At 33.5% G+C, this 13,245-nt stretch carries 10 protein-coding genes; 4 read left to right on the forward strand and 6 right to left on the reverse strand.

Annotation, left to right across the window (positions count from 1 at the left end):
• Positions 1-47 precede the first annotated feature (47 nt).
• Genes KFE69_12310 through maf form a run of 3 tightly spaced genes read right to left on the reverse strand, consistent with a single transcriptional unit; the run spans position 48 to position 6,042 of the window.
• Positions 48-3,932: a hypothetical protein gene (locus tag KFE69_12310; protein UTW42255.1), complete on the reverse strand. Its 3,885-nt coding sequence runs from the start codon at positions 3,930-3,932 to the stop codon at positions 48-50.
• Positions 3,933-3,970: 38 nt separating this feature from the next.
• Positions 3,971-5,446, reverse strand: coding sequence for a ribonuclease G (rng, locus tag KFE69_12315; GenBank protein ID UTW44076.1), 1,476 nt, complete (start codon positions 5,444-5,446; stop codon positions 3,971-3,973).
• Between the two features lie 17 nt (positions 5,447-5,463).
• On the reverse strand, positions 5,464-6,042 hold the full coding sequence (gene maf / locus KFE69_12320; GenBank protein UTW42256.1) for a septum formation inhibitor Maf: 579 nt from the start codon (positions 6,040-6,042) through the stop codon (positions 5,464-5,466).
• 224 nt (positions 6,043-6,266) lie between these two features.
• On the opposite strand from maf, the gene KFE69_12325 reads away from it, so the two are divergent.
• Positions 6,267-7,460, forward strand: coding sequence for a Bcr/CflA family efflux MFS transporter (locus KFE69_12325; GenBank protein UTW42257.1), 1,194 nt, complete (start codon positions 6,267-6,269; stop codon positions 7,458-7,460).
• Positions 7,461-7,464: 4 nt separating this feature from the next.
• Here the strand turns inward: KFE69_12325 and KFE69_12330 are convergent, their stop codons facing one another.
• A complete protein-coding gene (locus tag KFE69_12330) occupies positions 7,465-7,716 on the reverse strand; it encodes a hypothetical protein (GenBank protein UTW42258.1) in 252 nt (83 codons plus the stop codon).
• Positions 7,717-7,832: 116 nt separating this feature from the next.
• Here KFE69_12330 and KFE69_12335 point away from each other — a divergent pair, with 116 nt between their 5' ends.
• On the forward strand, positions 7,833-9,110 hold the full coding sequence (locus KFE69_12335; GenBank protein UTW42259.1) for an aminotransferase class I/II-fold pyridoxal phosphate-dependent enzyme: 1,278 nt from the start codon (positions 7,833-7,835) through the stop codon (positions 9,108-9,110).
• On the opposite strand, the gene pckA is transcribed toward KFE69_12335, so the two are convergent.
• A complete protein-coding gene (gene pckA, locus KFE69_12340) occupies positions 9,105-10,727 on the reverse strand; it encodes a phosphoenolpyruvate carboxykinase (ATP) (protein ID UTW42260.1) in 1,623 nt (540 codons plus the stop codon). The two genes, KFE69_12335 and pckA, sit on opposite strands and share 6 nt — an antisense overlap.
• Positions 10,728-10,843: 116 nt before the next feature.
• Positions 10,844-11,530 carry a glutaredoxin 2 gene (gene grxB, locus KFE69_12345; protein ID UTW42261.1) on the reverse strand — a complete coding sequence of 229 codons (687 nt, stop codon included), beginning with the start codon at positions 11,528-11,530 and terminating at the stop codon, positions 10,844-10,846.
• Between the two features lie 200 nt (positions 11,531-11,730).
• Here grxB and KFE69_12350 point away from each other — a divergent pair, with 200 nt between their 5' ends.
• Together KFE69_12350 and KFE69_12355 are read left to right on the forward strand one after the other, a co-directional pair.
• Positions 11,731-12,462: a hypothetical protein gene (locus KFE69_12350; protein ID UTW42262.1), complete on the forward strand. Its 732-nt coding sequence runs from the start codon at positions 11,731-11,733 to the stop codon at positions 12,460-12,462.
• Positions 12,463-12,495: 33 nt separating this feature from the next.
• A complete protein-coding gene (locus KFE69_12355; GenBank protein ID UTW42263.1) occupies positions 12,496-13,242 on the forward strand; it encodes a hypothetical protein in 747 nt (248 codons plus the stop codon).
• Positions 13,243-13,245 lie beyond the last annotated feature (3 nt).

Below are 13,245 nucleotides of genomic sequence, written 5' to 3' on the forward strand. Positions count from 1 at the left end.
TAATTTCCTAAATTTTACAAATTATATACTAATTTTTTGCAGTAACACTACTTACCATTAATCAATGGCTTATCCCAAGGCCCTTTGACTGTAATTTTAGCAACACCCTGGTTTTTCAAAATAGAAGCGCCCGCTAATTTATCTGCAACATAAGTTGCAAGACCTGCAATGGGTCCACCTATAAGGCTTGCAGCAATAGCCATCGTCCCTGAAAAGTGTGGCTGAACAATAATACTTTGGTCAATCGTCTGTTTAACAAAATTAATTTCTCCTGAAATTTGCATATCGAATGACGGTGTATCCACTAATATATCTTGTGTTGTTTTCATCACACCATTTTTAATTAAATATTTACCGTAAATACGGTTAAAATATAAACCTTCTTTACCCAAATCATTTACACCAGAGCCAAGGCGATCTAGCATTGCCTCAAGACTAAAAATACCCAATAATTTAGACAATCCTGGTTTTAATTGAGGAAACTGTCCCTTATTAATGCCAAACATTAACTTACCATTTAATGTCTCAAGCTTAGGATCTAAGCCACCTATAAATGAAACATCAAATACAACAGGGCCTTGACCACCTACTAAAATATCATCAAAGCCTAAACTATTAAAAAATGCACCCCAATTATCACTTGTTGTACTACCGTTAATTTGTGTCTTATTAGTAGCACCATCCCAGTTTGCTGTTCCTAAAAGAAAAATATGATCCCCTTTAAATAAATAATAAGGAATATCTAATATATTAGCTTGACGTTTGAGAATTAAATTTGACTTTTTAAGCAAATCAACTTTTTGATAGTTAAAGCGGTTAATTAAAAGATCAATTGATGGCATCCACCAAGGAAAGTAATCTATTACAGTTGAATTATCTGATATAAAATCAATGTCTTTAATTGTACTTAACTGAAGATCATTAATACTTAATTGCCAATAATTTTGTTTAAATGGTACTGTTAAGGTAAGATTGATATTATCTTTTGTTTTGTCTGAATTGACTGTCATAAGCCATGCTGAATTTTTAATCTTCGATGTTATTACCACCTGGTCAAACACTTGCCCAAAACCAAATAATTGATTAATCTGCATGCCAATTTTTGGTTGGAAACCTTGAATCAAATTGGTAAGCCTTTGATCTATCGTTAGTGGACTCTGTAAAAGAATCGATGCTATTTCTTTGCTTTTCACTTCATAATCTGAAATGCTAAATGGCGCTAAAAAGTTAAACTTTGATGGCTGAATATTTTGTTTATCTAATGATTGAATCAAATCAAACCAACCCGACATATCAAGCCGATTTAACTTAGTAAATAATTTAAATACTTTAGATGAAAAATTAAACTCACTGGATAATGATAACTGGTCATTTAATTTTGCATCAATATTAAAGCTTGTTAATTGATTATGGTGGTTTTTCCAGCTAAATTTGACATCTGTTGGGAAATTAGTTTTTTGTTGTTCTTTAGTTAATGGTTCGGGCAATTGAAATGATAAACCATTAAATAAAGAATTAAATTTCATCTGACCACCTGCATCTTGCCAGTTGGCTGTGAAATTAACTTCAGATTGGCCTTTTAGTTTTGAGCGTATGACTTCAGGTAAGCTCATTGAATCTGTAAGGGTTGCTTTTGAAATTACTTTAAAGTGACCCTTTGGTATTTGTGTATAATCAATACTAAATGGTGCATTTAAGCCTAACCAGCCATTAACTGATAGCTTAGTTGCATAGTCATCATTAAACTTAATTTGCCCAGAAGCATTGTAAATATTAATCATAGAAGGAAATAATTTTAAGCCAAATTGACCTTTACTTAAGCTTAGTTGACCATCAACATGCATTGGTTTTTGATTACCTAATGGCACTGACATTTTCACAGTAGACTCAATGTCACCTTGATACTGCATCCAATCAAACCAACCTTTAGCATTATCATATAATGGTGAATGAATAATATAATTTTTAGCATCTTCACTATTTGTCTTAGTATGAATATTAATAAGCATTTCTGAGACAATATGTGGTCTTATATCGCCAATGGTTAAATCAGACGGCAATAATTGCACACCTAGGGTTTCACCACTTGAGGCACTGACACGAAAACGCCCTCGATCAAAATCAAGCTTGCCATCTGCATTTGTTATTAAAGGCCAACCTTCCCAAGGTGTTAATTGTGCATCTTTTGCTTTAGCTGTTAGTTTAAAAATGCCATCGCCATCAACATATGGAAAATCACTTAAATTTCCTTTTAATCTTAAACTTGCATCAACTTCCTTTGCAGCATAAATATTTTCATATAACCACTCATGTAATTTAGGCGTCATATGTGTTTTAGGCAAAAAGCCTCTGACCTTTGCTTGAGTAATATCATAACCATAAGCGTTAGCGGTTAAATCAAGCGTTGGTAATTTATCTTTAAAACCCCATACTATTTGACCCTTAGCATCAGCTTTAAACCATTGGCCTGTTAAGATTAATGAACCAACATTTACTTCTAATTGATCACGACCTACTTGCCAAGCAATGTTTGTTTTCCCAGAAGCTTCTGGAAAATCCTTCATACCTATAATCGATTGCTTAATCTGCAATGATTTTGCCGTAATATCTAATTTCCCACTTGTGTTCGTTATATGGACATCACCATCAATACCTAAAAGATTAAGTTTTAATTGATGATTTAAATAACTGATATTAGAAAAATCTGCATCTAATATAAATGGCGTATCTAAATCAAATAGATTACTTCGCTTTATTTCAAGTTGATTAATACGACCTGATAGCTCACCTGACTCGACAAAGGGCCGCATAGTAGATAATATCATTTTTTCTGGAATGATATTGCGAATATCACTTAATACGCCCAACTGACCATAGTAAAGACGCATTTGCCACGGAAATTTTTTATTTAATTGATATTGAATCTCAAGCTGTTTTAACAGTCTTTTATGATGATTAATAATTAGTTCATGCGGTACAATTTGAAATTTAAACTGGCCATTAGAGTCATATTGCCCACCAATATCCATAATAAGACGATTCAACATCAGCTTAGATTTACGCTTAATATTTTCAATCAATAGGTCATTACCTTGGAGCTTAATGGCTAAATGAGACTTACTATTTGGCTGAAAATTAATATAACCACTAGCACTTAGATTTTTACCACGAACATTAAACATATCTAAACCTAAAAAGCTAATCGCCTTTTGTAAATCTAGAGTGGCAATATCAAAATAACCTTCTAAATAAGCTTGATTATTACTATGGCCAATTTCAAAATCAAAATCAAAATGACTATTTTTTAATGCTGTATCAACTTGACCTTTAAAATAATAACCTCCAGAGCCTCTATGACGTATAGAGATATTACCCATTAGTGCAATTTGTTTATTATCTTTACCAAATAAATTTAGTTTTAATGCCTTAACAATAACTTCAGGCTGTACACCATCAATATAACTTAATATTTGAGTTAAAGTTGCTTGTGTAGTTTTCTGTACTGCTTGCCAATCTTCAGTCGCTTCTTTTGATGTAAAGTCATAATGATTTGTTTTACTTTTTTTATTGAAATAAATATTAATCGCTAATTTATCAATTTGAACACTCTCTGGGGCAATATGCCATGATAGTATTGATTTTAAAAGACTTATTTTAACACTTAAGCCTTTTAATTGACTTGAGAAATCAGCAGATTTTTGACTGATTTGTATGGTTTTAAATGTTAAAACAGGATTAATTCCTTGCCAACTGACATCAGTTAAATCAAGTTGAATCTTTGAATTGAGTTTATCAGATAAATAAGCTGAAAGCTCATCATCATAATGCGTCATTCGCCAAGTAAATAAACTACCTAAAATAACGATAAATAAAGATAAAGTAACCAAAATGCCTAAAAAAACAAATGTAACTCGCCCGATTGCTTTTTTCAATGAATTTGCCTATTTACCAATTAAAAGTTTCTTAGCCTCTATAATAAAACTATATCATATTGTGCCTGAGGGTAACTGGTTTCTGCCTGTAATTTAATTGGTTTGCCAACTCGAAGCTCTAATTCACCTAACCCCATAGATTCATCATTCATCAAAAGTTCAATGACACCAGGGGATGCAACGATTAAAAAGCCATCAGCTGCATAAGCTCGAGCTTCACGTTGAATTTCACGAAAAATTTCATAACTGACTGTCTGTACCGTTTTAATACTACCACGACTTTCACATACAGGGCAGGGCTCACATAGATACTGCGCTAATGATTCTTGCGTTCTTTTTCTTGTCATCTCAACTAAGCCTAATTCACTTAATTGGGTAAATTTAGTTTTTGCATAATCACGTGCCAAAGCCGATTCTAATGCTTCAATAACTTTTTCTCTATGCTCTTGATCTGTCATATCAATAAAATCGATGATGATGATACCACCGAGATTACGTAGACGTAATTGACGACCTATCGCTTTTGCAGCCTCTAAATTAGTTTTAAAAATGGTCTCTTCAAGATTGATCATACCAACATAACCACCTGTATTAACATCAATTGTGGTCATAGCTTCAGTTTGATCAATAATTAAATAACCACCTGATTTTAAAGAAACTCTTCTATCTAATGCTCGTGATAACTCTTCTTCAATCCCATACATATCAAAAATAGGGTCTTCACCTGCATAGTAACTTAAACGCTCTCTAACACCCGGAACAAATTTATCTGCAAAATGACAAAGCCTACTAAATGTATCTAAATTATCCACCCGAACTTTATCAACATTGTCATTGACATAATCTCTTAATGTACGAATATCTAATGGCAAATCTTCATACACCAAGCCTGGTGTTGTCACCGTTTGCGCCATAGCTAAAATATCTTGCCAAAGTCGCTGTAAGAAACTAATATCTCGATTTAAATCATTTGCAACTTCACCATCTGCTGCGGTTCTTACAATAAACCCGCGAGGCTCTTCTAAATCAAGCGCTTCTTTCATTACATCTTGCAAACGTTCACGTTCAGCCTCATCTTCAATTCTTAATGAAATGCCAATATGATCTAAATCAGGCATATAAACCAAAAACCTTGAAGCTAAGGATAGGTGTGATGTAAGGCGTGCCCCTTTAGTACCTAATGGGTCTTTCATTACCTGTACAAGGACTTCTTGACCATCTCTAAGCCAATTTCTAACATCAGCCTCACTACTGTTAAGATCAATAATATCACTTTCATCTGAACAAAATGGCATAACATCTGAAACATGTAAAAAACCAGAACGCTCTAACCCTATATCAACAAAGGCTGCCTGCATACCTGGTAAAACTCGTGTAATTTTGCCTTTATAAATATTACCAACTAAGCCTCTTTGATTTTCTCTTTCAATATGTACTTCCTGAAAAACACCATTTTCGATAATTGCCACACGCGTTTCATAAGGCGCTACATTCATTAATATTTCTGCACGTATTTGCAGGTCCATACTTACTACTCCGATTCATTCAAAACGCTAATGCCAAATTTACTTAATAGCTGTGCTGTCTCAAACAATGGCAACCCCATAATAGCAGAGTGACTACCACAAATTGACTCAACAAAAATACTACCTAAGCCTTGAATACCATAAGCACCTGCTTTATCACAAGGCTCTCCACTATTCCAATAAGCTTTTATCTCAGTTTCATCAATCACTCTAAATTTGACTTGACTAATGCAATTAAGCTTTTCACTATGATTACCTTGGGCAATACAAACTGTTGTATAAACTTCATGTTCGTTACCTGACAACAGTTTCAGCATTCGTTTAGCGTCGTTATAATTATTTGGTTTTCCTAAAATTTTTCCATTTAATGTTACCATTGTATCAGCAACTAGAATGGTATCTTTTAATTTTACTTCTTGTTGTGCTTTTATCTTTTTCATCTCTACAACCCGGTTAATGTATTCATTGGGCTGTTCATTGTTTAACACAGATTCATCAACATCTACACTAAACTGTTGAAAATCAATATTTAATTGCTTTAAAAGCTGATATCGCCTGGGTGACTGTGACGCTAGATATAACATAAACCCAAATGACCCTTATAATCCTTAGTAAATCTTTAATCTAAGCATTATATCCCTTATTTGAATAGATAATAAAGGGTTAAAATGCAAATAATACTTGCAAATTCATTTTATTTCGGTTAAAAAGATGCCAGCGAATAAACTAACTAGATAACAACCAAAATATTTCGCTAATAGCAATAATAAAAATATAAAAACAATAACAAGCAAACTTGAAGAAAACCATGAAGAACAAACATACTTTTTTTGGCGTACTGTTTTTGTTATTAACCTTAACAGCCGCAGGCCAAATTACCAATACCGTTTACCTACCAGCTTTAACAAGCATGGCTTATGACCTTAATGTTAACCCTGGTCGCATGCAAGCAGTTATATCGTGCTTTCTATTTCCTTATGGATTATTACAGTTTGTTTATGGACCTTATTCAGATTACTATGGTAGACGACCTCTAATCCTTATCGGTACAGTTATTTTTGCCATTGGCTCTATTATTGCTTACTTTGCTACTAATTTCGATATATTACTACTAGCAAGCTTACTACAAGGCAGTGGCATTGCCGTAGGTGGTGTTATGGCACGAACTGTTATGCGAGATTTATACTCAGGCAAAGCCTTACAATCTGCTAATAGTTATATGGCAATTGCATTGGTGTTTGCACCATTAATTGCACCTATATTAGGCGGATTTTTAACTGATCTTTTCTCATGGCGTGCAATCTTTTTATTTCTCTTTCTCTATGCAATTGTACTTTTTTTCATTCAATTTTGTTTATTTAGAGAAACTAATACTCACTTAAGAGAAAAACAACCACTGATTCAGCGTTATAAAACGATTTTATCGAGTACCAACTTCCTTGTTAACTTAATTTTACTTGTTATTGCTTTAGGCGGTATTGCCATCTTTGAAGTTAGTTCTGGTGCTATATTTACTTCGCTATTAGATCTATCACCTACAGAAGCTTCACTTGTATTTATTATTCCCTTACCTGCTTATATGTTTGGCTCATATCTTGCTAATATTTTAAGCAATAAGATGAGCATTCCTAAGCTATTAATGCTTGGCAGTTACATCCTTGTTATCAGTAGTTTATTAATGATTGTATGGTATCATTTCTTTGGATTAAGTTTATCTGCTGTGATTATTCCTGGCACAGTTTATTTCTTAGGCTGTGGTATCGTCTTTCCAAGCGCAACGACACAAGCACTTGAAGAATTTCCAAAATTAGCAGGGACTGCAGGCGCACTATTAGGTGGTATTCAAAATGTTGGTGCGGGCATCTTAACTGCAATTGCAGCACTGATTCCATTAAAGAATCAATTACCATTAGCCATTATTCTTTCAACTCTGGCAATTTTTGCCGTATTGATATTATTTTCAACAAAGAAATCACTTTCATTAAATGAAGCTACCAAGTAAAAGCCTAACCTTTTGATAACCAAATTCGACAAATACCATACAAACTAATCAAAAGCCAAGCAACTTCTATAATAAATGCAGATAAATTAAATGCAAAATACAACGAAAATATAATCATTAACGAACCAATAAAATTAAAAATACTATAAGGCATTTTTCTAGGATTAATCTTGCCTGTTTGAATACCAAAAAAACAACCTAAACACAATACAACACCAATATTACCAACTACATTATATACCCATGAACTAATCATAAATCACCATTTATATTAAAAAACAATTAACTTAGCGTAACCAACTTTTATCACTATTTATTCAATGCTATGGTTAAGTATTAAGCCAATTATTGCTTAATGCTTAAGGATATCCAATGATACAAATTAATCCACGAATTAGCCAGGTAAAAGAATCAGCAACCCTTGCAATTAATCAAAAAATTCAAACTATGCGATCTCAAGGTCAAAGTATATGTCATTTAGGTTTTGGTCAAGCACCATTTAATATTCCTAAACTCATTCAAGAAAGTTTAAAAGCACATGCGCATCAGAAAAATTACTTACCAGGTAGCGGTCTACCCGAGCTTTGCCAAGCAGTTGCCAACTACTATCACAGTGAATTTGGCTATCAATACACAAAAGAGCATATTTTAATCGGTCCTGGCAGTAAAGAGTTATTATTTCAGTTATTTTTTATGCTTGAAGGACCGGTATTAATACCGCAATCAAGCTGGGTAAGCTATCGACCACAGATGGCATTATTAAATAAATCGTATCATATCATTGATACGTATGAAGAAGATAATTACTGTTTAAAACCAGAAGAGCTTGAAGCAGCTTGTCTTAAATTAGCACAAAAAGACAGTTCAAAACAAAAAATACTGATTATCAATACACCAAATAACCCAACAGGTGCAATTTATCCTAAAGATATATTAATTCAATTAGCTAAAATCTGCAGTAAGTATAACATCATCGTTATATCTGATGAAATCTACGCCAATATTGACTTTAGTAGCAAAAACCATACTTCCATTGCTCATTTTTACCCTCAAAGAACCATTGTCACAGGCGGCTTATCAAAATTATTTTCAGCCGGCGGTTATCGCCTAGGTGTATGCCTTATACCAGAAGCTATGCAGCAACTCTATCAAGCATTAAAGGTTATGATTAGTGAAACTTATAGTTGTGTTTCAAGCCCTATTCAATATGCAGCACTAACAGCTTACAGTCAGTATAAAAAAATTAAACCTTATTTAGATGATTGCACTAGAGTACATAAAATTGCCTCATTATACCTCTATAAACGCTTTATCAATATGGGATTAAGCCTACCTAAACCACAAGGTGCATTTTATCTATTTCCTAATTTTAAAGCCTATCAAGCATCATTTGATCAATTGAATATTAAAAGCAATACTCAATTAGCTAATATGATTTTAGAGCAAACACAGGTAGCGCTTTTACCTGGTGAAGACTTTTATCGCAATGTGAATGAATATACCTTTAGGGCTGCATCAACAGATTATAATGGTCAAAAAGCTTTAGAAGCCTATCAACAAGGTGACACAAATGATGCAATCATTAATCATCATATGAAGAGTTTAGTTGAAGGCTGTAATCGTTTAGAGAGATGGTTAGATAACTTATAACTTAGGCCCATAAGCTTCAAGCATTTGACCAATTTCTGTTTGCGTAAAACGTTTAAAATTATGAATAAATTTTTCAATTAATTGCAGATACGTTTTATCGTATGCACCTTTATCAGCCCATGTATTTCTAGGATTTAAAATACTTGGATCAACATTGGCTAACTCACTTGGCACTTCAAAGCCAAAATAGCTATCAACATACCACTTAGCATCCTCTGTAATACCATTTAATACCGCATTGATAATTGCTCGTGTCTCTTTAATTGAAATACGATGGCCATTGTTAAAATCACCACCGGTCCAACCAGTATTAACAAGATATGCTTTTGTACCATGCTGCTGCATTTTATGACCTAAAATCTCTGCATATTGTGTTGGGTGCAATAATAAAAATGGCTGACCAAAACAAGCTGAAAATACAGCTGTAGGTTCTTTAACCCCTAATTCAGTACCTGCTACTTTTGCTGTATAGCCTGATAAAAACTGATACATTGCTTGCTCTTTGGTTAGCTTAGCCACTGGCGGTAAAACACCATAAGCATCACAAGTTAGAAAAATAATCGTATCCGGATGCCCTGCTTTTGAAACAGGTTTAACAATATTATCAATATGGTAAATTGGGTAAGAAACTCGCGTATTTTCAGTCTTTTCACTTGAATCAAAATCAATTTTTCCATCTGCATCAACAACTACATTTTCCAATAATGCATCACGACGAATTGCTTGATAAATTTCAGGTTCATCATTTTTTGATAGACGAATGGTTTTTGCATAACAACCACCTTCTAAATTAAAGATACCATCATTATCCCAACCATGCTCATCATCACCAATTAAAGCACGCTCTGGATCGGTTGAAAGTGTTGTCTTACCAGTACCTGATAGACCAAAAAATAAAGCTGAGTCACCATTTTTAGCAACATTTGCTGAGCAATGAAATGAGCCAATACCATCTAATGGTAAAAAGTAATTCATAATCGAAAAAATACCTTTTTTAATTTCACCACCATACCAGGTTCCACCAATAATCGTCATACGCTCATCTAAATTAAAACCAACAAATACTTCAGAGCGCAAGCCCCACTGTTGATAATCATCACAGGTGATTTTACAAGCATTTAATATAGTCCAATCAGGCTGAAAGTTCTCAAGCTCACTGTCAGTTGGGCGAATAAACATATTCTTAAAAAAATGTGCCATCCAAGCAATTTCAGTGACTAAGCGTACTGATAAGCGTGTTTGAGGGTTTGCACCACAAAATCCATCGATTACATATAATTTTTTTGCATTTAGCTGTTTTTGAGCAAGTGATTTAACATGATTCCATGTATCTATAGACATTTTTTGATTATCTGAGCCATCTTCATCCCACCAAACAGTTTGAAGTGCTTTCTCTGTTGCAACAATATATTTATCTTTTGGTGAACGGCCAGTAAAACGCCCTGTATCTACTGTCACAGCACCTAATTCAGTTACGATACCTTTAGCATACCCTTCTGCTTTTTCTGATGTTTCATCTTCAAAAAGCTGTTGATACGATGGGTTATACACAATCTCTTTTGGTTCATGAACTCCTACATCAGATAAATTCACTGCTAATTCAGTTGACTCAGTCATTACTAACACACTCCTTTTAAGTCGCTAATCATAAAAAAATTTAATGCCCGATATCATAACTGATAAAAAGGCGAAAGGTAACTAAAAACGCTTGAATTCTCTTTTGAGTTAACTACTTAACAAGCATAATCAAAAGGTGCATATAACTTAACTTTTGATATTTCAGATAATTTTTCCAAATAAATTAAAATAGGTTCTGGTAATTTAATCACATCTACAGCTAATGTGAGCAGGCGCAACAGAGGGAAAAACTCAATATCATCATATGAAAGTAAAAAGTTACTCACACCATTACTAGCATCAACTATACGTTGCTCAAAAAATGGCATCACTTGACTTAGTAGATTTTCAGTATCGGCGATATATAAATCTGAATGCTTCAATGCATAATCAAAGTCAATTGCCATTTTTTCTTCTTTAGGGACTTTAAAATAGCTAATTGCAGAATCTGTTGGAAACACCCCTTTATTTTGAGGATGGTGATAGAGTCTCGGGTAAGTTAAATATCGAATATAATAATGTAATTTATCCATTAATTGATCAAAATTTTTATTTGCCTTTTTAGACTGAATAATAGATTTACCATCTAACGCATCTAAATAGCTACATATATCAATACTTTCAGGCATAAAGCTTAAATCTTCTTTTTGTAGAATTGGTGCTAATTTTTTACCAATCATATTCATTGGTGTTTGTACATCATCATAAACTAAATCAATAATTTTCAAATTAATATTATTAATTGCAGCTGCTAGTCGTGGCCTTACACAATAAGGACAATGTTCATATTGAAATAATTTCATTTAAGACCTCTAATTTCTTCAATACAAATGACCAATAACATTAAATTTAAGCCTAAAATCATGATTATCCATAAATATAATGTCTGATTATTTAAATTTATTGTTTTTTTGCTTACTTTTAATATATAATAAATTTAATGCTAAAAACTGGCAAGTATTCTAAATACCGTAAATTCAAATTTTAGGTTGAGGTTGCAACAATGAATAAACTTCAGAAGACTTCATTTCTCACGTTTTGTCTTAGTCTATTTTTAATTCCAACTAGTCTTTTTGCTTGTAATGCCAGTGTGAAATTTCATGCACAAAATAATTGTCCCTGGCCTGTTGATTTCAAGACCCATTATGATGGTAACAAATACTCTAGTCAAAGCTTTACCCTACAACCAGGAGAAAGCTATAATATTGGTGAAAAATGGGAAACAACAATTAATGTTTCAGACTCATATGGCGATAGAGCAACTGTTTGGTTGCATTCAAAATATACTGCACGTTGGCCTTGGGAGAATCAATGCACCTATTATTACTCACCAAGAAACGTTGTAGGTTATTATCTCTCTGGACATGATTGGCACGGCTCCGCGCCAACAGTGACTTTTACAGCTTGTCAAAGTGGTGCTATTGCTAAAATTAAAACCATCGGCTTAGGTAATACTAGCATCTCAAAAAATGGCCTACTACAAAAAGACAGTCAAACCATTAATCTAACCAGTGATAAAGATACTTATAAAATTCACTTCACTTCTACAGGCAGTTACTGCACTTTTAAACTTGGCGAAGGTATTTATTGTGATCAAAATGATGTTGGCGCAATTTTTACAACGGGTAATCTAATCTTTGCTTGTCAACAAGTAAACCCACAACAAGGCCGATGTGGCTGGGCTAATAAAAAAGACTCAGTATCATCAAGTGGTTACATTAACATTCATTCATAACAACGATTATATTGCATAGGAGCAATTTCTAAAATGATAAAAACTATAACAATGACAAAAACAGTTATACTATGTTTGATGCTTTGGCTACTATATCCATTTGCCTATGCATGTAATGCCAGTGTTAATATTAACCTTAAAAATAACTGCCCTTGGCCAGTTGATTTTACTTATCAAAAGTCAGGTTCAAGCCAAGCTGACCACTATACACTACAACCTGGTGGTAGCCACTCAGTTGGTAAAAAAACGGAGATTACTTTTACCGTTACTGATACCTATGGTGATAAAGCAACGGTATGGCTACACTCGCATTATCACTTTCATTGGGGCTTTGGTAATCAATGTAACTACTATTATTCTCCAAGAGATTTAGGTTCTATTGGTTATCCAATATCTGAACACGAATGGAGTGGTTCAACGCCAACGCTTGATTTAACTGCATGCCAAAATGGTGCTCAAGCCCAAATTAAAACAATTGGACTAGGTAAAGTGAGTATTTCTAAAAATGGCTTATATCAAACAAATGATCAAACGATTAATATTACAAGTGGCAGTGATACTTATAAAATTAATTTTACTGGTACTGGCACATACTGTACATTCAAATTAGGTCAAGGAATTTATTGTAGTCATGATAATGTTGGTTCAATCTTTACAACAGGTAAACTGATATTTGCATGCCAACAAGTTACATCTGGTGAAGGAAAATGTGGTTGGGCTGGCAATACTCAATCAAGCTCCAATAATTATGGCGCTGTTAACGTATCAGGCATTAGTTAGATA

This window comes from bacterium SCSIO 12844 (assembly GCA_024397935.1).
In the GTDB taxonomy this organism is placed as follows: Bacteria; Pseudomonadota; Gammaproteobacteria; order Francisellales; family Francisellaceae; genus M0027.

What these genes read in the sequence shown, in the direction of transcription:
- maf (UTW42256.1), bottom strand. Translation starts at nt 6,042, where the DNA reads ATGTTATATCTAGCGTCACAGTCACCCAGGCGATATCAGCTTTTAAAG.
- KFE69_12325 (UTW42257.1), top strand. Translation starts at nt 6,267, where the DNA reads ATGAAGAACAAACATACTTTTTTTGGCGTACTGTTTTTGTTATTAACC.
- KFE69_12330 (UTW42258.1), bottom strand. Translation starts at nt 7,716, where the DNA reads ATGATTAGTTCATGGGTATATAATGTAGTTGGTAATATTGGTGTTGTA.
- KFE69_12335 (UTW42259.1), top strand. Translation starts at nt 7,833, where the DNA reads ATGATACAAATTAATCCACGAATTAGCCAGGTAAAAGAATCAGCAACC.
- pckA (UTW42260.1), bottom strand. Translation starts at nt 10,727, where the DNA reads ATGACTGAGTCAACTGAATTAGCAGTGAATTTATCTGATGTAGGAGTT.
- grxB (UTW42261.1), bottom strand. Translation starts at nt 11,530, where the DNA reads ATGAAATTATTTCAATATGAACATTGTCCTTATTGTGTAAGGCCACGA.
- KFE69_12350 (UTW42262.1), top strand. Translation starts at nt 11,731, where the DNA reads ATGAATAAACTTCAGAAGACTTCATTTCTCACGTTTTGTCTTAGTCTA.
- KFE69_12355 (UTW42263.1), top strand. Translation starts at nt 12,496, where the DNA reads ATGATAAAAACTATAACAATGACAAAAACAGTTATACTATGTTTGATG.